Source organism: Polyangium sp. y55x31 (assembly GCF_029946505.1).
Classification (GTDB): Bacteria; Myxococcota_A; Polyangia; order Polyangiales; family Polyangiaceae; genus Polyangium.
Genome location: NZ_JARZHG010000008.1, coordinates 279,880 through 302,690 on the forward strand (window position 1 = coordinate 279,880; position 22,811 = coordinate 302,690).

The window sequence follows — 22,811 nt, forward strand, 5'->3', positions numbered from 1 at the left end:
GGAACACATGAAACTCTCGATGGTTCGTCTGGGCCTCTCGTCTGTCGCCGGGTTTTTCCTGGTCGGCCTCTCCCTCGCCGCGGCCGCCCTCGCCTCCGCATGCGGCGCCGCCGAGACCACGAGCGGCAAGCGCGTCGCCTTGCAGACGCGTGTCGTCGCCGACGACGGGATCGACGCCCCGTTCGTCAATGCGTACGGCTGGTCGATCCGCCTCTCGCTCGCCGCCGTCTCGATCGGCCCGCTTTATTACTTCAATGGTGCGCCGATCTTCTCGGCCTCAGCCACGCCCCCGCGCCCGCACGATAACTTCGCGCGTCTGCTCGGCCTCGGCCTGGCCCACGCGCACCCCGGCCATTACCAGGCCGGCGACGCGATGGGCCAGGTGCTCGCCTCGTCCTCGGTGGACCTCGCGAAAGGCCCCGCGGACCTCCCGCCCGGCGAGGGCGTATCGGGCCTGTACCGCTCCGCGCGCTTCTCGTACGAGCCCGCGCCCACGGGTGGCGCGAAGGATGCGCTCGCGGGGCACGTCGTCGTGCTCGAAGGCGAGGCGCAAAAGGACACGCTGACGCGAATCTTCCGCGTCGAGGCCGATGCCGCCGACGTCCTCGACGCCTATGGCGAGCCGCGCCTCGAAGGGTGCGCCTTCGAGGGCGAGCCCGACGTGCAAAACGACGGGACCATCACGATCCACGTCGCGCCGAGCGTATGGCTCGATCAGGCCGAATTCGACGCGGTTCCGGAGAGCCCGGACGGTTCGCCCGTGGTCCTGCCGCGGGACGGCCTGGCCTTCCGTGCGATCACGCGCGGCTTCAAAAAAGGGTCCGCCGTGACCTTCGAGTATTCGACACCTTGAGGAGAAACACATGAAGAGTCTGTTTGGCATGACGCACCTTTGCCTCGCCGCCGCGCTCCTCGCCGGCTGCGGTGCCGACGAGACCGCGGGCACGGGGGACGTGGTGTTCACGACCTGGGGCGAGGGGTACATCGAGGAGGAGATCCCAGCGTCCGCATTCGAAGACGGCTGGGCGATCAAATTCTCGAAGTTTCTCGTCGTTCTCGGCGGCGTGCGCATCGCCGACGATTCCGGCGCCCCCGGCTTCGAGGTCACCAAAACGAAGCTCGTCGATCACGTAGCCCCGGGGGTCAAGCCGCTCGCCACGTTCGCGAATCTCGAGCCCAAGCCCTGGACGAAGGTGAGCTTCGAGATTCGCCCCGCGGGGGGCGATACCGAGCTCGGCGACGGCGCGACCGCGGCCGACCTCGACGCGATGAAGCAAGGCAAATACGCCATCTGGGCCGAGGGCGAGGCCACGCAAGGCGCCGTGAAAAAGACGTTCCGCTGGGGCTTCGGCGTGCCCACGGCCTACACCGATTGCCGAGGCGAGAAAGACGGCCGCGAGACGGTCGGCGTCCTCGTCACGAACGGCGGCACCGACAATGTCGAGATCACGATCCACGGCGATCACCTGTTCTACGACGACCTGCAATCGCCGAACGCAAAGCTGCGCTTCAACGCCTTCGCCTCGGCGGACACGGATAACGACGGCGAGGTGACGCTCGCCGAGCTCGCCGCCAAAAAGCTCGTGGACATCGATCCCGCGGACGGCGCCTACGGCACGGGCGCGGCCGGCGACGTGAACGACCTCGGCGCGTTCGTCACGGACCTCTCCCGCACCGTGGGTCATTTCCGCGGTGAGGGCGAGTGCCTCGCGACGGATCCGAAATGACCGTTTTCCCCTGACGGAAATGGTCACCCCCTCGTCCTGGGAGTGACGATTTTCGTCACCGTACCCTGACGCGCCGCAGCGCGCGTCAGGCAATCCGCTCCGCTTTCTTGCAAGAAAGCGCAGGATCCAGGACCATGCGGGGATGGCACGTGACGTGCTTCACGCGCGCCACCCAGGGGAAGGTAGAACATGAAGCGGCGGAGGGAGGACCGAGGCTTCACCTTGGTCGAGCTGATGATCGTGGTCGCCGTCATCGGCATTCTGGCGGCGCTCGCCATTTTCGGCGTACGGCGTTACCTCGCGGCGGCGAGGGTCAGCGAGGCGAAGCAGACGATCGGCGCCATTGCACGCGGCATTGCAATGCTCACCGAGCGCGCCGCGAAGAGCGAGGTCCTCCCCCTCGGCAGCCTCTCGGAGGCGAGCACCACGACCTGGTGCCCCGAATGCGGCGGCACCATGACGTGCATCGCCCCGCAAAACGTCCCCGCGGCCCGAAAATACCAGCCCGAAAACCTGAACGGCAAGGACTTCGACCAGTGTTGCTGGCGCTGCGTCCGCTTCGGTCTCGATGACCCGACGTATTACCAGTATCGGTATTCCGTGGGGCAAGCGTATCTCGGCCCGCCCCTCGGCGGGCCCGATCCCGGCGTCACGGGCGTCGAGGTCGCCGCCGTGGGCGACCTCGACGGCGACCTGTCCGTGAGCACGTTGACGATCACCGGCACGCGCGACGCGCCCACCGGCCAGCTCCGCTTCTCCACGCAGGTCTTCGTGGCAAACGAAGACGAATGAGTTCTGTCCCGAGGGGGACGCCTCGCGTCCCCCTCTCGTCCGGGCAAAGCCCGGACGATTCACCCCCCGAGACGAGCTCGCTTCGCGATCTCGTGAGCATCGTTCGATGCTCTACGCCGCCCGCGGCGTCTCCACCTCCACCGGCCAGGCCGCCGCAGGCGCCGAGCGTAGCGCGATCGTCAGCACCTCGTCGAGCGTCTCGACGAAGTGGAAATGCAGCGACCGCAGCACCTCTTCAGGCAGATCCTCGAGCTCGGCCTCATTGTCCCGCGGCAGGATGATCTCCGGAATGCCCGCCCGATGCGCGCCGAGCACTTTTTCCTTCACGCCGCCGATCGGCAAGACTCGCCCGCGCAGCGTGATTTCCCCGGTCATCGCGACATCCTTGCGGACGCGTTTGCCCGAGAGCGCCGATACGATTGCCGACGCCATCGTCACGCCCGCGCTCGGCCCGTCCTTCGGAATCGCGCCGGCGGGCACGTGGACGTGCATGTCCCGCCCCTCCAGCCGCTCCCGCGGCACGCCGAGCGCCGCGCTGTGCTCGCGCGCATAGGTCAGCGCCGCGCGCCCGCTCTCTTTCATGACGTCGCCGAGCTGCCCGGTCAGCACGAGCTCGCCCTTGCCCGGAACGATGCTCGCCTCGACGTGCATGATGTCGCCGCCCTCCTGCGTGTAATACATGCCCGTCGCGACGCCGACCTCGTCTCGTTCGAGCGCAGCCGTGGGCCGCATGCGCGGACGCCGCAGGAGCGCACGGACGTCCGCGACCGTCTCGACCGGCACCCGCTGGGCCGAGCCCGTCGCAATACGATGGGCCGCTTTTCGCGCAAGAGAGCCGATCGCCCGTTCGAGCTGCCGCACGCCCGCCTCGTGCGTGTAGCTCGTGATGATGTCGAGTAGCGCCACGTCCGACACGACGAGCTGCTCCTCTTCGAGCGCGCACTCGCGCCGCTGCCGCGGGAGCAGATACCGCCGGGCGATCTCGAGCTTCTCGATCTCCGTGTAGCCCGGGAACGTGATCGTCTCCATGCGATCGAGCAGCGGCGCGGGAATGCCCTCGCGCAGGTTCGCCGTGCACACGAAGAGGACCTCCGAGAGGTCGAAGGGCAACCCGAGGTAATGGTCGACGAACGTCACGTTCTGCGCCGGATCGAGCACCTCGAGCAGCGCGGCCGCCGGATCGCCCTGGTACGACACGCCGAGTTTGTCGATCTCGTCCAGCGTGAAGACGGGGTTTTTCGAGCCCACGCGCCGCATGCCCTGCAGAATCCGGCCGGGCATCGCGCCGACGTACGTGCGCCGGTGCCCGCGGATGTCGGCCTCGTCGCGCGCGCCGCCGAGCGAGACGCGGATGTATTTGCGCCCCATCGCCCGCGCGATGCTCTCCGCGATGCTCGTCTTTCCCGTGCCAGGCGGACCGAGGAAGAGCAGAATCGGCCCACGCGCGGCCCGCTGCGCCCGCTCGGGCGCCGAGATCTGCCCCTGCAGGCGCAATTTGATGACACTGAGCAGCTCGAGCACCCGATCCTTCACGTCGCCGAGGCCGTAATGGTCCTCGTCGAGGATCCGCCGCGCCATTTCCAGATCGACGTGGTCGTCCGTCCGCCGATTCCACGGCAAATCACCGACCCATTCGAGCCAGCTCGTCAACACCTGCGCCTCGGGCGAGGTCTCCCGGCTCATCCGGCGCAGCCGACCGAGCTCGCGGCGCACCTCCTCGCGCACCTCGATCGGCAGATCCGCCGCGTCGATCTTCTTTTCCAGCCGATCCGCGACGCCCGCCTCGTCCTCCTCGCCCAGCTCTTTCTGGATCGCCTTCAATTGCTCGCGCAGATAAAGCTCCCGCTGCCGCTCGCCGAGCTCCTCCTGCACCGTCGTCCGGATCTTCTCCTGCGTCTCGGCGATCCCGATTTGTCGATGCAAATGCACCGTGAGCGCGCGCAGCCGCTCCACGGTCCGCAGCGTCTCCAGAAGGCCCTGCTTTTCGGCCACCGGGAGATCGAGGTAAAACGCGACGTGGTTCGCGAGCGCGCTCGGATCCTCGACGCCGCCGAGGAACTGCTCGAGCGCCTCTTTCGGCGCGCCGCGGCGCTTGCCGTACTCGATCGCCCGCTCACGCACCTCGCGGGCGAGCGCGAGCACGACCGCCTCCTCCCCCGGGCGGCGAGGCAGATCCGCGAGCTCCACGCAAGCCGCGCGCAGGATCCCGTCCTCCGTGACGTATCGCAGCGCCGTGGCGCGACGCTCGCACTGCAAGACGAGCGAGAGCCCCGTCCCCAGCCTCTGAACCTGGGCGATCCGTCCGATCACGCCCACCGCGAAAAGACTGCTCTCCGTGGGCTCCTCCGAGGTGTCACGTTGCGCGACGGCGAAGACCCGCTTGTCCTCCCCGTCGGCGCGGAGCGCTATCTCCACCGCGCGCAAGGTCTTCAGCCTTCCTGCGGTGATCGGCGTCGCGAGCCCGGGAAATAGCACCGTGTCGCGCAGCGGTAGGACGGGCAAGGTGAACCGTTCGGCCATCATTTCCCCCGGATTTGGCGGTCAGATCGACGTTTGCGAGGGCCGTGCCATCGGGGACGTCACCGATCGTCCACCAAGAACCGACCTATGCCCGCCCCTCCGCGCGCCCCGGGGACACACGGAGCACGGAGCGGGCGCGCGGGCGCGACGAACGATGTGGTAGGTTCGCCCCCGCCATGTCCATCGAGATTCGCCTCCTCGGCCCCGAGCACTCGGACGAGTTTGCCCATCCCATTCGTACGGCCTTTGGTCTCCCCCCCTCGCAGGAGCGCCTGGAGCGATCCCGACGGCTGCCCGAGCTCGTCACGCGGATCGGGGCTTATGACGGCAATACGATCGTCGGCTCCGCCGGCGCGTTCGCCTTCGACTTCAGCACGCCCGGCGGCGGCACCGTGCCCACGTCGGGCCTGACGATGGTCGCGGTGATGCCGACGCACCGGCGGCGCGGCATCCTGCGCAAGCTCATCGAGCGGCAATTTGCCGACGCGCGGGACCGCGGGCAGCCCATCGCGGCGCTCTGGGCGACCGAGGCGACGATTTACGGGCGCTTCGGGTACGGCATCGCCGCATTCTCGGGCGACGTGTCGATCGAGCGCGACCGCTCCGCATTCGTGGGCTCGCCCGTCCCCTTCGAGGCCGAGTTCGTGAGCGAGGCGGAGGCGCTCGAGCGCATACCACCGCTTTACGAGCGTGCGCGCCGCGCTGCCCCGTGCATGCCGTCGCGCTCGCCCGGGTGGTGGAGCCTGCGGAGGCTGATCGATGCGGAATCGATGCGCGCCGGATCGGGGCCGCTGCAACGCGTGATCGTCAAGGTCGATGGCCGCGATGAGGGGTATGCGCTCTACCGCGTTCGCCTCGAGCACACGGACCCGCAGATCCCGGTCACGGTCGTGACGGTGCAAGAGGCGATGGGCGCGACGCCGGCGGGCACGCGCGCCGCGTGGCGGTACCTCTGCGACATCGACCTCGCGACGCGCATCAACGCGACGTGTTTGCCCCCGGATCACCCGCTCTTCCTGCTGCTCGCGGAGCCGCGGCGGATGCATTATCGCACCTACGACTCGGTGTGGGTCCGCATCGTGGACGTGCCGGCGGCGCTCGCGGCGCGGCGTTATGGCGGCGAGGACTCGATCGTGATCGAGGTCGACGATGAATTCTGCCCGTGGAACACGGGTCGGTATCGCCTCGACGCGGCCACCTCGCGCGCGGCGCGGACCGAGGAGCCCTGTGATTTGCGGGTCTCGGCCGCGGCGCTCGGCTCGGCGTACCTCGGCGGGTTTTCGTTCTCGCGCCTCGCGGAAGTCGGTGGCGCCGCTCCGCGGACCGAAGGTGCGCTCGAGCGCGCCGATCGAATGTTCGTCGGCGCGCGCCTCCCGTATTGCCCCGAGATCTTCTGATTACTGCGGCATGCCCTGCGGCGGCGGGCCCGGCGGCCTCGGGCCCCTGCCGCCCGGGGGCCGGAGACCCTTGGGAAAACGTGGCCTCGGCGGCCCGTCGTCCGGCGTCCCGCTCATCGGCCCGCGGCGCGGGCCTTTCATTGCGCCCTCCTCGGCCGGATCCTCGGCGCGGGACATCGGCGCTTCGTCCGCGCCCTCGCGATCGTCGCCGCCGGCCCGGTCCTCGGCCTCGGCCTTCTTGTCGTCGGCGTCGGCGTCGAACGCGAGCCGCTCGGCGAGCGGCATCTCGGGCAGCTCGAGCAGCACGCCGTCCCCGAGGAATGGCAGGATGTTGATGTACGCGTTCATCGCGTGACAAACGGAGTCTGTCCGGACATACCGTTCTCGCACGCTCCAGAACACGCCGCCCGCGGCCGCCTTCGGGTTCTTCACCACGAAATCGTTCTCGGGCGCGTAGGTGTATTGCATGATCTGCCGGACGGCGGCGACCACGGCGTCCTTGTAGGCGTCGCAGTTGTCCCTGCCCTTGTCCCGGCAAAACATGAACACCTCGCTCATGACCTCGGCGAGCCAGCCCGTGCCGCTGCTCGAAAGCGAGCCCTTCCAGCGCCCGTGCCGGTAAGCGTCTTCGGGCCGCTTCCACTGCCGCCCGAGGAGCTCGCGCGAGCAGCGGAAGACCGTGTCCTCGATGCGTTTGTCGCCGGTGGACTTGGCGAAATCGAGCAGCGAAAGGACGAGCCACGAGCTCGAGATCGGGTTCGGCTTGCGGTACTCGTCGCCGACGTAGCAGCCGTTCTTTTCCACCTTCTGCACGAGGAACATCGCCGTCGACGCGGCGGCGTCGAGGTACTTCGTGTCCTTCGTCGCGCGGTGCAAACGCGAGAGCGCCGAGAGGACCTGCCCGGTATACAGCGTCGACTCCTTCGCCTGCACCGACCAGGGCCCGCCCTCGTGCTGGCTCAACGACGCGCGCACGGCGCCCGTGGGGAGCTGCATCGAAATGAGCCAATCCCCGGCCTTGCGCGCGGCGTCCATGTACTTCGCGTCCTTCGTCAGGGCGTGAAGCTCGAGCAGCGTGAAGATCGTCTTCGAAGTCGTGCCGACGACGAGCTTTCGCTCGGGTTTGCCGCGCTTCAGGTCGAGCGTGTAGAAAAACCCGCCCGCGGTGTGGTCGCGCTCGTCGCGGCTCTGCATCGAAAGGAGGAATTCGGCCGTGCTCTTCGTCTTGTCGAGCAGGCTCTTGTCCTTCTTCATCGCGTGCAGCTTGAGCAGCGTGAAGCCCGTCGAGGCCGTGTAAATGGTGTGGAGCTCGGGCTCGAACGCATCCGCCGGGGCGTGATAGTACTTGTGCGCCCCCTTGTGCTCGGCGTCGAGGACGCGAAGCAGATACGCCTGGCCCTCGTCGATGCGCTTCGCGAGCAGCGTCTTGTCGAACGATCGGAGCGGAACGAGCCCGTGATCGAGCTCGAGCCCCTTGCCTTCGTGTTCGAGGATCGACATGCCGTGATCCGGCAGCTCGATGGCGAGCCGCGTCGTCCCGAGCGCCTCCTTCGTCCCGCCCCCGGAGGCGACGGCGCGCCGCGTGGCTTCCTTGAGCGTCACGCACAAAGACGCATCCGAGGCCTCGCCGCGCGCCACCTGGACGCCTTCACGATACCCCCACACGACGGCGCGGAATGGCTTCGGCGATGATCCCGGGGGTTCGGCGGCGGAGCTCGGCTCGCCCGAGCGTAGACCCCGAACGTCGAACGGGAGCTCGCACGTGACGCTCTCCCCTTCCTTTTCGACCGCCGCGACCTTTCGCACGAAGCCGAGGACACGATCGCGAAAGACCTGATTTTCGAGCGGCGCGCCCGCATTGTCGGGGCCCGTGATCTTCGGGTCCGGCACCTTCGGCAGGTTCTCGGCGATCTTCGCGTCGAAGCGGTCGTCGTGCAGGTCCGGCGCGCGGACACGCGCCTTCTTCTTGTCGGGCGCAATCGCCGCGCTCGCCGTGCCGCTCGGAGCCGGCGTCGCCTCGCTCTCCTTGCCGCTGTTACGGTTGCAGCCCGCTGCGCCGACGAGAGACAACGCCGCCGCGGAGGCGAGCGCCGAAAACCAGGCTATCGAAATGGGGCTTCTTTGCCGCATGGAAGGTCCGTAAAGGGAACTCCGACCCTTACCAAGGATCACGGGCCCGCGCAAGGCAGCACGAAATCGTCGCACGCTCCACGTGTCCCCCTGGGACGGAGCCGCCACCTGTGCCACATCGGGCCATTCGCACCGCACGGAACGCGGTTTTTTGCCATTGACGCGGCGCACGGCATGGTTGTGCGACATGTATGCGCATCGGCGCTCGTGAACGCTGCACGTGGGCGCCTTGACACCCCCCGGATGCGTCGGTTAGGTAGGAAGACTTTTATTCCTTCATCTTGTGTGAAGGACGAAGGGAGCGACTCGATGCGCAGTTTCTTGAATCGTGGTCCCGTCGCACGAACGGCGGGCCTCTTGACGGCGTTATTGTTCGTGGCGGGGCCGGGATGCGCCACGAATACGGGTGATGGGGAAGAGAACACGGGCGAGAGCAAGGAGGCCGCAAAGGCCACGACCTCGTTCTTGTCGGCCGATCGGCCGAACTATCAGTTCACGTGGGGCGAAGAGGAGGAAGAGGAAGAAGAAGAGGAGGAGGAGGAGGAAGAGGAGCAGGAGCTCGAGGAGGGCGACATCTACCGTGTCATGAACAATGGCACCCTCCTGAACCTCAACTGGTATCGCGGCCTGCAGGTGATCGACGTCAGTGACGTGACCGATCCCAAGATCGTCGGCCAGCTCCAGGTGGGGGGCTCGCCGGTCGAGATGTACGTCGACGGGACGCGCGCGATCCTCCTGATGAACGACTGGTACGGCTACAAGGGCAAACCGAACAGCCTCGAGGTCGACAGCAAGTCGGGCAGCACCGTCATGCTCGTCGACATCTCGAACCCGTCGCAGCCCGTTTTGCTCTCGCAGTACGCCGTGCCGGGTTACATCCAGACGAGCCGCTTCGCGAACGGCGCGACGCAGGACGCGCTCTTCGTCGCGTCGAGCTACTACGACTGGTACATCAACGATCAAGGCTACTGGGAGTGGATCCTCGGCAGCACCGTGAAGAGCTTCGACGTCGGCCAGACGGCCATGACGGAGAAGAGCGAGCTGCCCCTCGGCGGCTACGTCTCGGCCATCCATGCGGAGAACGAGGTGCTCCTCGTGGCGCGCGAGAAGGACTGGTGGTCATCGCAGCAGAGCGATATCGCGGTCATCGACATCTCCGACAACGGCGGCACGATGGTCAAGCGCGACGAGGTGACCGTGAACGGTTACATCCGGTCGCAGTTCCACATGGACTACCGGAACGACCAGCTCCGGATCTTCTCGGGCCCGCAATGGGGCTGGGGCCAGCATAGCTACCTCCAGACGTTCGACGCGACGAACCTCGACAACGTCACGCCGATCGACTCCGTGCCGTTCGGCTCGGACATGAACCTCTTCGCCGCGGTCTTCCTCGACGATCGGGCGTTCGCGGTGACGTACCGGAATTACGATCCGTTCCACGCCTTCTCGATCGACGCGAACGGCCACGCCGAGGAGAAGAGCGAGTTCATCGTCTCCGGCTGGAACGACTTCTTCCGGCCCGCGTTCGACAACACGCGCCTCATCGGCATCGGCGTCGATGATCAGAACGGCCGCAAGCTCGCCGTCAGCCTCTACGACATCACGAACCTCGAAAACCCGAACCCGCTCTTGGCGCGCCAGGAGGTGCAGGGCGACGATAACGGCTGGAACTGGTCCGAGGCGAGCTGGGACCACCGCGCGTTCAGCGTGCTCCACAACGCGGTGAACGTGGCAGCGCCGACGGGCGAGATCGAGACGGGCCTCGTGCTCCTGCCCTTCGCCGGCTACAAGTACACGGATAACTGGTCATCCTGGTCATACCAATCCGCCGTCCAGATCTTCACGTTCTCGGAGACGACGATCACGCGCCGCGGCATCATGGACCATCCCGACTCGGTCCGTCGCACGTTCAAGCTCGGCGCGACGAACGGGGCGAACCTGTCCGAGACGCAGCTCCGCACCTGGGATCAATCGAACCTCGACGCGCCCGAGAAGGTCGGCGAGCTCGGGCTGGCGCCGGATTACACGAAGGTCTGGGTCTACGACAATTACCGCGCGCGCCTGCGCGGCCCGGACAACGAAGATTACTGGTACTGGTACGAGACGGACGCGAAGGCGAAGATCGACATCATCCGGAACTCGGAGCCCGTCGACACCGGCACGCCCGTGGCGACGATCGAGGTCCCGGCGAACGCGCAGTACTACCAGGTGGACGATCTGCTCGTCACGGTCCAGGGCAAGTGGGTCACCTGGCCGAACTACGAGACGACCATCTCGGTCTGGGACCTCTCGAACCCGAAGAAGCCGGTCCAGGCGGGTCAGCTCGTCACGACGGAGCTGCCGTACCAATACTACTATTACGGGGACGGGAATGGCGTCGTCGGGAAGAAGACGCTTGGGTTCGTCTCGACGAACAATGTCCAGGGCGACTCGGTCGCGATGGAATATTGCTATGCGTACACGTACTACTGGTCGTCGTCCTGCAGGGGCCAGGAGGGCTGCACGTACTTCACTGGCTCGCGCGACTGCCGGACGATCAACGGCCAGACCGAGTACTGCAACGGCGGCTTCGCGCAGTGCACCGATCACGCGGACGCGGAGACGACCTGCGTCCCGGTCGACTGGTCGCAGGTCGAGGCACAGCAGCAGGGCTACTCGTATTGCTACGGGACCGAGTACGACGCGGCGCTCTTCCGTACGAAGGCGCAGCTCAAGCTCGTGAATTTCTCGAACCCTTATCACCCGACGCTCCTCGCGCCGATCGACCTGACGCCCGGGCAGGACGAGGAGTTCGTCGCGGCGAGCGGGCTCGACGACGACATCTTCGTCACCGTCAAGAAGCCGGTCGCGGTGCCCGGCGACACGCGCGCCTACGCGCGGTACTTCCTGAAGCAGATCGACCTGAAGAAGCCCGCGCAGCCGAAGGTCGAGGCCGGGATCAACGTGCCCGGCACGATCATCTCGAAGGACGGCTCGACGATCTTCACGCGGGACCCCGTCTGGGGCCAGCAGGACTACATCGAGACCGCCGTCTCGAAGCTGAAGCTCCAGAGCAACAAGGCCGAGCTCGAGAACAAACACCATTTCGCGGACCGGTCCGTGAACGCGCTGTTCATCGACAAGGGCGGCAGGCCGGTCGTTTCGCACAACCTCGTGTGGGAGCCCTACAGCTACTACACGACCAACAATGACCGGTTCAGCGTCCTCAAGCCGAAGAGCGGCAACAACAATACGTTCCAGGTCATGTCGAACGTGAAGCGCCCGGCTGGCGCGAGCCTGATCAGCGCCGCCGAGCGCCGCGCGTTCTTCTCGCTGGGCGGTGGCGTGCTCATGGCAAACCTGGACGATCCGACGACGCCGACGTCCACGGCATTCTTCCCGGGTTGGAACTGGTACTACAGCGTCACCCCGATCATCGACGACGACGAGGTGCTGATCGCGGCGGGTCGTTACGGCGTGCACGAGGCCGATCTCGACACGCACAACCTGCTGACGACCGGCAATTAATCTGTCCCACCCAATACGACGCTCGCGAGCCCGAAAGGGTTCGCGAGCGCGCCCCCCCGCCGGGCGACGCCCCCCGACGCACCCCGCCGTTGACACCCCCTGCCCCGTGGCGCCATGATGCGCCGCGACGCACTCCCTCATCCACGCGTCGGAAATTGTATGAGCAAACGCAAAGAGCTGTCCTACAAATGGGTCATCATCGGCGGCGGCGTCATCATCTCGCTCTACTTCGTGATGCGCCTCCTCCTGCTCGGCGGGGTCGAGACCTCGATCGTCGCGAGCTTTGGCCCCGAGAAGGGCGGCCTCGTGCTCGCCGGCATCGTGGCGTTCGTCTCGTACTTCATCGGCGGCATCCTCATCGGGATCTTCAGCCCCGGCGAGACGGTCAAGGAGCCGGCCCTCGCGACGTTCATGGCGATCCTGCCGAACGCCATGCACACGATCATCTGGCACCTCCAGTACAGCTACCCCCTCGGCGGAGCCCTGGTAGGCCTCGCGACCACGTTCGTCGTTGGCATCCTGATGGCCGTCGCCGGCGCATGGATCGGTGAAAAGGTCCAGGGGCGGACCGTCGAAAAACTGCGCGAGGAAGGCGAGCTCCCGCCGCCGAAAGCCTCGAGCGACAGCAACTGAGCCGCGCCCCGCGGCCGCCCTACGCCTCGCCTCCCTCTTCCGCACATATCGTCACGACACGCGCGATCCACGAACGAATATCGTGGTATGCTCGGTCTCATCGTGACCGTCATCGCCGAGGGACAGCTCATCGCCGGAAAGATCCGCCTCGAGCGCCCGCTCGCACGGGGCGGTATGGGCGCGGTCTGGATCGCCCACCACCTCAAGCTCGATCGGGCCGTGGCCGTGAAGTTCATGGAGCCGGGCCTCGCCGCCTCCGACACCGCGCGCGCGCGCTTCGAACGCGAAGCGCGCGCCGCCGCGCAAATCCAGAGCGCGCACGTCGTCGAGGTGCACGACTACGGTGTCGAGGGAGAAACGCCCTACATCGTGATGGAGCTGCTCCGCGGCGAAGACCTCGCCGCGCGCCTTACCAAACGCGGCAAGCTCGGCCTCGCGGAGGCCCTGCGCATCACGCAGCCGATCTGCAAGGCGCTGCGCCGCGCGCACGAGCTCGGCCTCGTGCACCGCGATCTCAAGCCCGGCAACGTCTTCCTCGCGCGGCAAGACGACGACGAGATCGTGAAGCTGCTCGACTTCGGCATCGCGAAAGCCGTCTCGCCCGGCACGCCGCAGTCGGGCGACGTCACGCGATCGGGCAACCTCGTCGGCTCGCCGCTCTACATGAGCCCCGAGCAGATCCGGAAGTCGAAGGAGGTCGATCACCGCAGCGATCTCTGGTCGCTCGGCGTGATCCTCTACCAGATGCTCACGGGAAGGACGCCGTTCGTCGAGGACGAGGTCGGCGCGGTGCTCGTGGCGATCTGCACCGATCCGATCCCGAAGCCCTCGACCCTCGCGCCGGAGCTCGGGCCCGAGGTCGACCGCTTCTTCGACCGCGCTCTCGCGCGTGATCCGGCCGAGCGCTTCCAGAACTCGCGCGAGCTCTACGAAGCCCTCGAAGCGCTGGCCACGAAGCCCGCCGCCGAGGGGAAGAGCGCCGCCGTCACGAAGCACGACACGACGCCCGCGCACGAAACGACCGACGAGATCGTCAAGCGCCCGTCGCCGCGCAAGAACGAGAAGAACACCGCGGTCGCGCTCGCCGAGACGATGGCTGCTCCCGACGGTCACGGCACGCTCACGATGTCGCCCTCCGGTCGGACGCAGGACGACGAAGGATCCGCGCCGAAGCACGCGCAACGAAGGTTCGCCGCCGCGGGGCTCGGCGCGCTCGCGCTCGGCGTCCTCGGATGGATGTTCGTCGGCCCGCACGCGCCGGCCCAGGAGGCGCGCATCGACGGCCCGGGCAGCCCGACGTTGCCCCTGCCGCCGCCCGTGACGGAGCCCGAGGCGCCCGCGCCTCCGCAGCCCGCGCCCACGCCGGAGGCGGTCCCGAAGACGACGCCCGAGACGCTGGCCGAGGTCGAGACGCAGAAACGAGCGCCCACGGAGGCGCCCGTTCGTGGCGACAAACCGGTCGTCCCTGCCAAACCCGCGACCCCGAAGACGGGCGCGGACGGCAAGCCCGAGCCCGCGCCGGCCTCGACGACGAACGAGGACGACGAGCTGCTCGGTCTGTCGAAGCCGGCCACGACGCAACCCCCGCGATGAATCGAAGCCGCCGCGTCTCCCTCGCCGGAGCCGCGCTCTCGGCGGCGGTTTTCTTTCCCTTCGGGTCGCGGGCGGACGAGCCTCCGAAGACCGAGACCGAGACCGTGACCCCGCCGCCGCCCCCGGAGCCGTCCGAGGAAGAGGTGCGCGAGGAGAAACGCGCGCTCGCCCTCGAAAAAGGCCGACGCGCGATGCAGCTCTTCCGCGCGGGCCAGTACGCCGAGGCCTATCCGCTCTTCCGCGACGCCGACGAGGCATTCCACACGCCGCAGCTCGTGCTTTACATGGCGCGTTGCCAGGACAAACGCGGCAAGCTCCTCGAAGCGCGCGCGCTCTACGAGCGGACGCTCGCCGAGCCGCTGCCGGAGGTGCCGTCCGAATCGCTGCTCCGCGCGCGGCAAGCGGCGACCGCGGAGCTTGGCCCGGTGCGCCTGCGCATTCCGACGCTCGCCGTCGACGTGCGCGGGCCGCCGCCCGCGGAGGTGACGCTGTTCGTGGACGGCGAGCTCTGGCCGATGGCCGAAGCGCGCGAGCTCGATCCGGGCAAACACGACGTCGAGGCGCTCGCGCGCAGCGGCGCGCGGACGGCACGCGAGGTGGAGCTGCCCGAGGGCCGGAGCGTGTCGATCGTGCTGCGCCTCGGCCTCTTCGCGAAGGGCGTGGAGCGGACGATCGAGCCCGCGCCGATCGAGCCTGCGAGGCCGACGTGGAGCATCGTGGCCGCGAGCGGGCTCTTCTCGATCGGCGCGCTCGCGCTGGTGACGGGCGTGGTGATGGGCGGGCTCACGCTCGATCGGCGTGACGTGCTCGAAACGGAATGCGTACAAGAGCGGTGCACGCCGGCGGGCTTCTTGGCGTACGAGCAGACGAAGACGTATGCGTCGGTGTCGAACCTGGGCTTCGGCATGGCGGCGATCGCCGCGACGGCGGGGGTCTCGGTGCTGCTCTTCACGCCGAGCACGAAGCCCGCGGCGGCGCGCGGGGCGCGCGTGGAGCTCGACGTCCGAGGCGGGTTCATGGCCGTGCGAGGCGTGTTTTGAGGCGGATCGCGCTCCTTTCGATGGGCATGGCCGCGGGGCTCCTCGGCTGCGAGACGTTCATCGCGCTCGGCGACGATTACACGCAGCAATGCACCACGCTCACGACGGTGTACCGGGACGCGGACAAGGACGGCGAGGGCAACCTGCACGACCCGCTCACCTGGTGCGGGGATCTGCCGCCGGAGTACGTGACGAACACGCTCGACTGCAACGACAAGAGCGCCGACGTGAACACGCGCGCGTCCGACGATCAGTGTGATGGGATCGATCAGGACTGCGACGGGAAGACGGACGAGGACTTTCCCGTCCTCGATTGCCCGATCCCGATCAACGAGACGGAGTCGTGCCCGGGCCGCACGGCCTGCGTGGGGAAGGACGTGCTTTGTTATGCGCTCTTTTACTATGACGCTGACAAGGATGGGATCGGCAGCACGCCGCGCATCGTCGACGAGCCCGGGACGTGCGCGCCGCCGTCCGCGCCCGAGGGCGGCGTGTGGGTGCAGGAAGGAAACGATTGCGACGACACGAATCCGGCGATCCATCCGGGGGCGGAAGAGATCTGCGACGACGGCGTGGATCAGAACTGCAACGGCACCGTCGGGAAGGTGTATCTGCGACAAACGTTCTCGCAGAGCGTGCTGAACGCGGGCGCCGCGGAGGCGCGGTGGTTTTCCGGGACGAACAGCGGGTTCGTGCAGGCGGCGCCGGGCGGCGGGGAATGTAATGGCCCGGAGGACGACGTCACGGGCACGGAGGACGGGAACGTCGTGGGGGTCGGGCTCGGGGCGTGTGTCCCGCCCGGGACCTCGGGCGAGCTCGAATCGCCGGTCGTGGACACGATGGGCGCGCCGAAGTTGTGGCTCCATTTCCAAGAGTGGATCGATTTCTCGCCCGCAGGGAGCTTCGGCGCGCCCCCGACGGTGACGCTCTCGGTGCAACAAGGGGCTCAGCGGACGACGCTGCTTTCGCTGGTGAAGCCCGGACCCACGGACACCCAGCCGGTGCCAGGGTGGACCGAGGTGAAGCGTGAGCTCGATACGCTCGCGGGCCCGGCCACGTCGCTCGTCTGGTCCTACGAGAGCGGCGACACGGCGGGCTGGGGCGGATACGCGATCGACGACGTCCTGCTCGTCGACGAAGCCTGCTCCGTCGCGCCCTGACTATTTGCAGGTCGTCCCTTCGGGCGGGACCTTCCGATCGACGAGGTAATCGGTGATCGCCTGATCGATGCAGGTGTTTCCCCGGAGGAACGAGACGTGCCCCGGGCCCTCGCGCGTGAGCAAGACCCCGGACGATAGCTGCGCGGCGAGCGAGACGGACCAAGGATAAGGCGTCGCGGGATCACCGGTCGAGCCCACGACGAGGATCGGCGGCGCGCCGTCCGCGGAGACCGGCGTATTCGAGCGCCACGACGGAAACGGCCAGCGCGCGGAGGGCAGCACCGTGGCGGGCAAATACATGCCGATGCGCGGCGCCTTCGCCTGGAGCTCGGTCGTGAGGTTTTGATAGACGACTGGATCCGACGGGAACGTGTTGTCGATCGAGGTGACCCCGTAATAAACCTCGAACGACTCGCCATACGTGCCGTTGGCGCTCCGGGCGACGTACGCGTCCGCGAACTGGAGCAGGCCGGAGCCGTCCCCCGCGGCCGCGAGCGCGAGGGCCTGGGCGAGGAATTTCCATTGGTTCTTCTGGTAGAGCGGCTGGGATACGGCGTAGATGAGCTCGCCGGGCCCGAGCGTGCGCGTGCCGCCCGGCGGCGCAGGCAGCGGGGAAGCCTCGACCGCGGCCTTCACGGCGTCGTACGCGGCCCAGGGATCACCGCCCGAGTGGAATGGACACGCGGGCTTCGCGGCGCATTCCGCGAGGAACGCTTCGAGCTCGGCCTCGAAGCCGAGGGCCTGCCCCTCGATGAACGCGTCGCCGGAGACGGTCGGATCGAGCGCGCCGTCGAGCACGAGCGCGCGCACGCGATCGGGGTAGGCCTCGGCGTAGATCGTCCCGAGAAACGTTCCATAGGAAAAACCCAGGTACGTGAGCTTCTCGTCGCCGAGGGCTTCGCGAAGAAGGTCCATGTCGCGGGCGATGTTGTTCGTCCCGACGAACGGCAAGAGGTCGCCGCTCCGCTGCTTGCAAGCGGCCGCGAAGGCCTCCGCGCCGGCGAGCAGGGCCGCGCGCTCCGCGTCGTCGTCGGGCGTCGGATCGAGGCCGATGAGGGGCCCGAGGTCGTCGACGCAATCGATCGTGGGCGTGCTCCCGGCCTGGCCGCGCGGATCGAAGCCGACGAGATCGAACCGATCCTTGAGGGGCTGTGGCAAAGCGATCTGCACGGCGCGGGCCCAGCCGACGCCGGACGCGCCGGGGCCGCCGGGATTGACGAGCAAGGAGCCGATGCGCGCGGACGGAACCGCGGCCGGGCGGCGCACGAGCGGAAGGGAAAACGTCCGTCCGTCCGGCGCGTCGTGATTGACGGGCACGGAGAAGGTGGCGCATTCGAAGCCGCCCCCGCAATCCTCCCAGGAAATGGCGGGAGCGGGCGGCGCTTGCGACGGATCGTGATCGGAGCCGCAGCCGAGAAAGAGGGGGGAAACGAGGAACGGGAAGGCCCCGAAGAGGCGCCGCGCGGTCGTGACCATGAGGAGGTGCATGGTACCGCGATTCGAATGCGGGAAGGCTCTAGCTGGCAGGCCGCAAACGGGCGCGCCCGCCGAGCGTGTCGAGGTCGTGCAAGCAAAGCCGGGACGGCGGGACGGCCTCGCGGGCGAGATCGGCGACGCGCGCGTGGTGCGTGAAGAAGAGGACCTGCGTCTTCTGCGAGAGCTCGCCGAGGATGGAGAGCGCGGCGCGCGAGCGCGCGTCGTCGAAATTGACGAGGATGTCGTCGAGGACGAACGGAATGGGTTCGTTGTGCTCGAAATGGCGCTCCAGGCTCGCCATGCGGAGCGCGAAAAAGAGCTGATCCCGCGTGCCGTCGCTGAGGCCCTCGACGCCGACCAGGCCTCCCGCGGGCCGCACGCATTTCAGGATCGGCCGGCCCTCCTCACCCTCGTCGTCGCCGCGAATCCCCACGAACGACCCGAGCGTGAGCCGCTCGAAAAGCTCGGAAGCACGGCGCACGATCGGCCCCTGGTGTTTCTCCCGGTATTGCTTGATCTCGTCTTCGAGCAGCCGGTAAGCGAGGCGCGCGCGGGCATACTCCTCGACGAGGGTCGCCATGGCCGCGAGGTGTTGCTCCGCCTCTTCCGCCGCCTCGGCCGCTTTGCCGCTGCCGTCGAGCAGGGCGAGGCGCTCTTCGAGTTTGCCGATTTCCTTGTCGATGTTGGCGCGCGCCTCACTCGCCGCCGTGATCTTCTCCTCGACGGCACGGAGGGCCGTGGCGACGTCGTCACCCGTGAGCCCCTGGCACTCGGCGACGAGCGCTTCGAGGCCGAGCCCTTCGCCGAAATCGAGGAGCTGCCGCTCCAGCGGTTCGAGCCGCGCCCGGAGGTCACGCACCTCCTTCGAGCGCTCCTCGGCGACGACGAGCTCGGAGACGCTCGTCGCGCGAGCCTCGTCGAAGAGCTGGGCGAGCTTGCGCTCGGCGGACTTGCGCTTGTGCGTCACGTCCTCGAGCTCGCGTCGCTTCTCGTCGAGCTTGTCCGTGACCTCGCGCTTCTTGATGTCGTCCTTCTCGGCGAGGGAGAAGCGCTCGACGAGCATGTCGGCCGCTTGCTCCGTGGGCTCTGTCGCGAGGTCGGGCGCGGCGACACGCACGACGTCGAGCACGTTCGCGGAGAACCTCTTCGAGTCCTGCTCGATGCCCGCGATGCGATGTCGGATCGCGCCTGCTTTCTCGCATCGCTTCGTGAGCTCGGCCCAGAGCCTGAGCACCTCTTCGGCCTCGTCCGGGCGCGTGGTCCGGGCAAGGTCCATGCTCTGCATGGCCTCGGCCCACGAGGACGACCACGTGTCGAGCTCGGCCTGCTTCTTCGCGAGATCCGCCTTGAGCTGCGCGGCCTCGGCGGCGCGTCGCGCGAGCTCCTTGTCGTGGGACTCGCGCTCCGTACGCGCACGCGCGGCGCGCTCGCAGACCGAACGCGCGCGCTCGAGGAGCGCCGAGAGAGATGCTTCGCCCGGCAGCGGCGCGCCGAGGAGACGCGCGAGCGCCTCCTCGTGATCCGCGCGGAGCGTGCGCATCGACGCGAGCTCGGCCTCGGCGGCCATCCAGCGCGCGCGGTCGTCGGCGAGCTTCTCGTAATGCACGAGAAACCCCTTCATCTCCGCAGGCGAGAGCGGCGTGATCCCGGAGCGCGACCACTCCTGCTGCCACCGCGCTCCCTCCGCCTCGCGCGCGCTCGCGAGCGCCCCGAGCGAGGCCGAGAGATCCTCGATCTCCTGGAGGAGGCTCGCGCGCTCGAAGGACAACGTCGACACCTTCGCGACTCGATCCGCCTCGTGAAACAGACGCTTTGCGAGATCGTCGGCGTGCCGCACGCGCGCCTCGTAGTCGAGCACCGTCTCGATGCCGACACGCGCGGGGGCGGCGCGGAACATCGCGACGTCGCCTTGATCGCCGGCGGGATCCGTGAAGATCGAGCGACGCATCGAGACCCAGAGCGCATCCCGATGCTCACGCGCGGCCGCGACCTCGTCCTCCGTCGGTACGGCACCGCCGCGCCGCGTGCGCTCGAGCTCGCGATCCACATCCGCGAGCTTCTTGCGGCGATCCGCGAGCGTCTGCGAGAGGCCGCGCGTCTTCGCCTCGTCCTCGGCGAAGACACGTTCGAACCGCTCGATGGTCTCGCGCGCCGGCAAGGGCAAGGCGCCGATGCGGTCGAACGGAAGCTCGAAGAGCGCGAGCGCCGCGTGCTCCCTGCGCACGCGTGCCCCGAGATCCTCGGCGACGCGCTCGCGCTCCCGGATGAGTTTGTCGAGATCCCCCTCCCGCTGCGCGCGTTCGACCGCGCGCCCGAGATCCGCGACGTCGGCGAGCGGAGGCAGGCCCGCGCCGCGCTGTCGCTCCTCGGCGAGCCTCGCCTCGATCGTCGCGAGCGCGCTCTCGGCGGCGCGGACCTGGGCGTCGAGCGCCACGTGTTGCTTGACGAGCCCACGGACGCGTAGCTCCAGCGCCGCCGGCAAACGCCAGGCCTCGGCTTGCTCCGCCGTCATCGACCGGCCGAGCCGCGCGCAGATCGCGCGCACCTCGTCCTCGATCTGCCGGAGCTCGCCGCGGAGCCGCGACCCGTCGCCGCTGGCCTTCCGATGGCTGCCGAGGTCCTCCTGGATCTTCCGAACTGCTTGCGCCTTGTCGAGGAGCTGCGCGGGGACGTCGAGCGACGCGAGCTTCCCTTCGAGCTCGGCGATCTCGGCGCGGAGTCGATCTTCCCACGGGCCCGCGTCGGCGATCACGGCCAGCGCGCGCCGCCGATCCTCGGCCGCGGTCTCGGGCAGGAGGACGACATCGCGACGCGCTTCGAGCGAGAGGAGGATCTCGGTGCGCTCGGCGATGGGACGGAGCGCGCGCTTGATCCGCGAGAGGCGCCGGTGCTCGCGCAGCAAGCTCTCCCGCTCGGCCTGGGCCGCGGCGGCGCGCTCGCGGAGCACATCGAGCTCCTTCTTGTGCTCCTCCCAGGCGCGCACGGGCTGCGAGAACGTCTTCTGATCGTCCTTCGCCTTCTTGAACTTCTCGATGACGTGGTTGAGCTTCTTCGTGCGGCCGCGCGGGACGAAGATCTCCTCGGCGCGTTGTTCGAGCTTGCGGAGGAGCGACGAGAGCCCGGTTTGCCCGAGGCCCGCGCCGAAGAGGCTCTCGCCGAGATCGCCCCGCCCCTCGACGAGCGCGCGTCCGCCTTCGACGAGACGATCGTGCGAGAGGCCGAACATGGTCTCGAACTGCCCCTGTTCGAGGTTGCCGAGCAGGCGCCGCAGGTGCTCTTCCTCGATCGGCGCATCCGTACGATCTCGTAGGGTATTCTTGCGGCCCTTCGTCCGGACGATCGAGAGCTCTTCGTCGTTCTCACCGCCGATACGCCCGCCGATGCGGAGGTCGGGCTTCTTGTGGCGATGATCGTCCGCGGTGCGCTCGGGGATGCCGAAGAAGAGGCCCGTGACGGCACGCAGCGTGGTGCTCTTGCCGGCCTCGTTCGAGCCCACGACGACGTGCAGCGCGCGCGCGGGCGAGGAGAAGTCGAGGAGCAGGTCGGAGAACGGCCCCCAGCGGAGAAGCTCGAGCGCGAGGATCTTCAAGGCGCTTCCCCCTCCGGAAACAGCTCGGGCAGGAGGTAGTCCGGTAGCTCCGAGACGAGGCGCCGGACGACGTCGATCTCCTTGATCTTCGGGCCCACCTCGGCCTGGAAATACTCGGGCGGGAGCTTCGCCGCGATGTCGTCGAGCTCGCGCCCGAGCTTGCCGAGCTCGACGTCGTCCTCGGCGATCCATCGGAGCTTGCCGAGGAGCGCGCCCACGGGATCGTCGCGCTCGGCGAGCGCGTCGAGATCGGCGAGGGTGCGCGTGCGGACCTGGACCTTTTCGACCCAGACCTCGCCGAGGTCGTTCGCGAGCGTGCAGAGCTCGCTGCGGAACTTGTCGGGGTCGCGCGAGAGAGCCGCGTGCGCGCGGCTCGGACCAGTGACGGCGACACGCGCGCAGAGGCCGCGTCCCGAAGCCGCGTCGACCTCGCGCGAGAGCGCCGCGCGGCAGAGCTCGAGGACGTCGTCGGGCGAGCGCGCGGGCGAGGCGTCGACCTGGCAGGCCGCCCAGCGCGCGACGTCGAGGATGCGATGCTCGACCGACTTCACGCGCCCGTCCTCGACCGTGACGAGGCTCGCGCCCTTGGGCCCGGTCTCGCGGGCGTGGCGGCCCTGCAAGTTGCCGGGAAACACGACCCAGGGTTCTTCGTGGAGGACCTCGCGCGCGTGCACGTGCCCGAGGGCCCAGTAGTCGTAGCCCTTCTGCACGAGCGACTCGACGCGGCAAGGCGCGTACGGCGCGTGCCCCTCGCGGCCCTCGGCGGCGGTGTGGAGCAGGCCGACGTTGAAGTAGCCCGTCCGCGCCGCAGGGTAGGTCTGGGCGAGGTCCTCGGTCGTCTCGGCGCGGGCGTAGCCGCGGCCGTGCACGGCGACGCCGATGTCGTCGAGGACGATGGTCTCCGCGCGGTCGGTCCGGAGCTCGTGCACGTCCTTGGGCAAACGGAGGATCTTGCTCTTCGCGTCGTGGTTGCCGCGGACGATGTACACGCGAATGCCCGCGTCGCGCAGGCGCGCCATCTGCCGGACGAAGAAGAGGCCCGTGTTGTAGTCGGTCCAGTCGCCGTCGTAGAGGTCGCCGGCGATGAGGAGGAAATCGACGGACTCGGCGATACACGCCTCGACGAGCGCTTCGAGGGCCCGCCGCGTCGCGCCGCGGAGTTTGTCCGCGGGCGCCCCTACGTATCGATCCAGCCCGCGCAGAGGACTGTCGAGGTGGATGTCCGCCGCGTGAAAGAACTTCATCAG

At 68.3% G+C, this 22,811-nt stretch carries 14 protein-coding genes; 9 read left to right on the plus strand and 5 right to left on the minus strand.

Translation table 11 applies throughout. The annotated features are described in order from the left end of the window. Positions 1-7: 7 nt before the first annotated feature. The 3 genes from QHF84_RS17730 to QHF84_RS17740 all read left to right on the plus strand — a co-directional run bounded on the left by QHF84_RS17730 (position 8) and on the right by QHF84_RS17740 (position 2,519). Positions 8-853 (plus strand): hypothetical protein, encoded by an 846-nt coding sequence (locus tag QHF84_RS17730; protein ID WP_281314495.1) that lies wholly within the window; start codon positions 8-10, stop codon positions 851-853. Positions 854-863: 10 nt separating this feature from the next. After that, the gene (locus QHF84_RS17735; protein WP_281314496.1) at positions 864-1,727 is read left to right on the plus strand and encodes a hypothetical protein; all 864 of its coding nucleotides are present in this window, start codon (positions 864-866) and stop codon (positions 1,725-1,727) included. Positions 1,728-1,916: 189 nt separating this feature from the next. Continuing rightward, positions 1,917-2,519 carry a prepilin-type N-terminal cleavage/methylation domain-containing protein gene (locus QHF84_RS17740; protein ID WP_281314497.1) on the plus strand — a complete coding sequence of 201 codons (603 nt, stop codon included), beginning with the start codon at positions 1,917-1,919 and terminating at the stop codon, positions 2,517-2,519. A 111-nt stretch (positions 2,520-2,630) separates the two neighbouring features. Here the strand turns inward: QHF84_RS17740 and lon are convergent, their stop codons facing one another. Then, the gene (lon, locus tag QHF84_RS17745) at positions 2,631-5,042 is read right to left on the minus strand and encodes an endopeptidase La (protein WP_281314498.1); all 2,412 of its coding nucleotides are present in this window, start codon (positions 5,040-5,042) and stop codon (positions 2,631-2,633) included. Between the two features lie 173 nt (positions 5,043-5,215). Here lon and QHF84_RS17750 point away from each other — a divergent pair, with 173 nt between their 5' ends. Continuing rightward, positions 5,216-6,436, plus strand: coding sequence for a GNAT family N-acetyltransferase (locus tag QHF84_RS17750; RefSeq protein WP_281314499.1), 1,221 nt, complete (start codon positions 5,216-5,218; stop codon positions 6,434-6,436). Here the strand turns inward: QHF84_RS17750 and QHF84_RS17755 are convergent, their stop codons facing one another. Beyond that, complete coding sequence (locus QHF84_RS17755; RefSeq protein ID WP_281314500.1) at positions 6,437-8,566, minus strand: glycoside hydrolase family 76 protein; 2,130 nt, start codon at positions 8,564-8,566, stop codon at positions 6,437-6,439. A 309-nt stretch (positions 8,567-8,875) separates the two neighbouring features. Here QHF84_RS17755 and QHF84_RS17760 point away from each other — a divergent pair, with 309 nt between their 5' ends. The 5 genes from QHF84_RS17760 (at position 8,876) to QHF84_RS17780 (ending at position 16,499) form a co-directional block, all read left to right on the plus strand. After that, positions 8,876-12,073: a beta-propeller domain-containing protein gene (locus tag QHF84_RS17760; RefSeq protein WP_281314501.1), complete on the plus strand. Its 3,198-nt coding sequence runs from the start codon at positions 8,876-8,878 to the stop codon at positions 12,071-12,073. Between the two features lie 159 nt (positions 12,074-12,232). Continuing rightward, entirely contained in the window at positions 12,233-12,706 is a 474-nt protein-coding gene (locus tag QHF84_RS17765) for a hypothetical protein (RefSeq protein WP_281314502.1), read from the plus strand. Between the two features lie 87 nt (positions 12,707-12,793). Continuing rightward, on the plus strand, positions 12,794-14,299 hold the full coding sequence (locus tag QHF84_RS17770) for a serine/threonine-protein kinase (RefSeq protein ID WP_281314503.1): 1,506 nt from the start codon (positions 12,794-12,796) through the stop codon (positions 14,297-14,299). Further along, entirely contained in the window at positions 14,296-15,339 is a 1,044-nt protein-coding gene (locus QHF84_RS17775) for a hypothetical protein (protein ID WP_281314504.1), read from the plus strand. The genes QHF84_RS17770 and QHF84_RS17775 overlap by 4 nt, the downstream gene beginning before the upstream one ends. Before the next feature lie 26 nt (positions 15,340-15,365). After that, entirely contained in the window at positions 15,366-16,499 is a 1,134-nt protein-coding gene (locus tag QHF84_RS17780) for a putative metal-binding motif-containing protein (protein WP_281314505.1), read from the plus strand. On the opposite strand, the gene QHF84_RS17785 is transcribed toward QHF84_RS17780, so the two are convergent. Genes QHF84_RS17785 through QHF84_RS17795 form a run of 3 tightly spaced genes read right to left on the minus strand, consistent with a single transcriptional unit; the run spans position 16,500 to position 22,808 of the window. Continuing rightward, a complete protein-coding gene (locus tag QHF84_RS17785; RefSeq protein ID WP_281314506.1) occupies positions 16,500-17,987 on the minus strand; it encodes an alpha/beta hydrolase in 1,488 nt (495 codons plus the stop codon). A gap of 28 nt (positions 17,988-18,015) precedes the next feature. Beyond that, a complete protein-coding gene (locus tag QHF84_RS17790) occupies positions 18,016-21,564 on the minus strand; it encodes a YhaN family protein (protein ID WP_281314507.1) in 3,549 nt (1,182 codons plus the stop codon). Continuing rightward, positions 21,561-22,808, minus strand: coding sequence for a DNA repair exonuclease (locus QHF84_RS17795; RefSeq protein ID WP_281314508.1), 1,248 nt, complete (start codon positions 22,806-22,808; stop codon positions 21,561-21,563). The genes QHF84_RS17790 and QHF84_RS17795 overlap by 4 nt, the downstream gene beginning before the upstream one ends. Positions 22,809-22,811 lie beyond the last annotated feature (3 nt).

Excerpts from the sequence above, each read along its gene's own strand:
- QHF84_RS17795 (WP_281314508.1), bottom strand. The coding sequence starts at position 22,808 with ATGAAGTTCTTTCACGCGGCGGACATCCACCTCGACAGTCCTCTGCGC.
- lon (WP_281314498.1), bottom strand. The coding sequence starts at position 5,042 with ATGATGGCCGAACGGTTCACCTTGCCCGTCCTACCGCTGCGCGACACG.
- QHF84_RS17730 (WP_281314495.1), top strand. The coding sequence starts at position 8 with ATGAAACTCTCGATGGTTCGTCTGGGCCTCTCGTCTGTCGCCGGGTTT.
- QHF84_RS17780 (WP_281314505.1), top strand. The coding sequence starts at position 15,366 with ATGGCCGCGGGGCTCCTCGGCTGCGAGACGTTCATCGCGCTCGGCGAC.
- QHF84_RS17785 (WP_281314506.1), bottom strand. The coding sequence starts at position 17,987 with ATGCACCTCCTCATGGTCACGACCGCGCGGCGCCTCTTCGGGGCCTTC.
- QHF84_RS17775 (WP_281314504.1), top strand. The coding sequence starts at position 14,296 with ATGAATCGAAGCCGCCGCGTCTCCCTCGCCGGAGCCGCGCTCTCGGCG.
- QHF84_RS17735 (WP_281314496.1), top strand. The coding sequence starts at position 864 with ATGAAGAGTCTGTTTGGCATGACGCACCTTTGCCTCGCCGCCGCGCTC.
- QHF84_RS17765 (WP_281314502.1), top strand. The coding sequence starts at position 12,233 with ATGAGCAAACGCAAAGAGCTGTCCTACAAATGGGTCATCATCGGCGGC.
- QHF84_RS17770 (WP_281314503.1), top strand. The coding sequence starts at position 12,794 with ATGCTCGGTCTCATCGTGACCGTCATCGCCGAGGGACAGCTCATCGCC.
- QHF84_RS17740 (WP_281314497.1), top strand. The coding sequence starts at position 1,917 with ATGAAGCGGCGGAGGGAGGACCGAGGCTTCACCTTGGTCGAGCTGATG.
- QHF84_RS17760 (WP_281314501.1), top strand. The coding sequence starts at position 8,876 with ATGCGCAGTTTCTTGAATCGTGGTCCCGTCGCACGAACGGCGGGCCTC.
- QHF84_RS17755 (WP_281314500.1), bottom strand. The coding sequence starts at position 8,566 with ATGCGGCAAAGAAGCCCCATTTCGATAGCCTGGTTTTCGGCGCTCGCC.
- QHF84_RS17750 (WP_281314499.1), top strand. The coding sequence starts at position 5,216 with ATGTCCATCGAGATTCGCCTCCTCGGCCCCGAGCACTCGGACGAGTTT.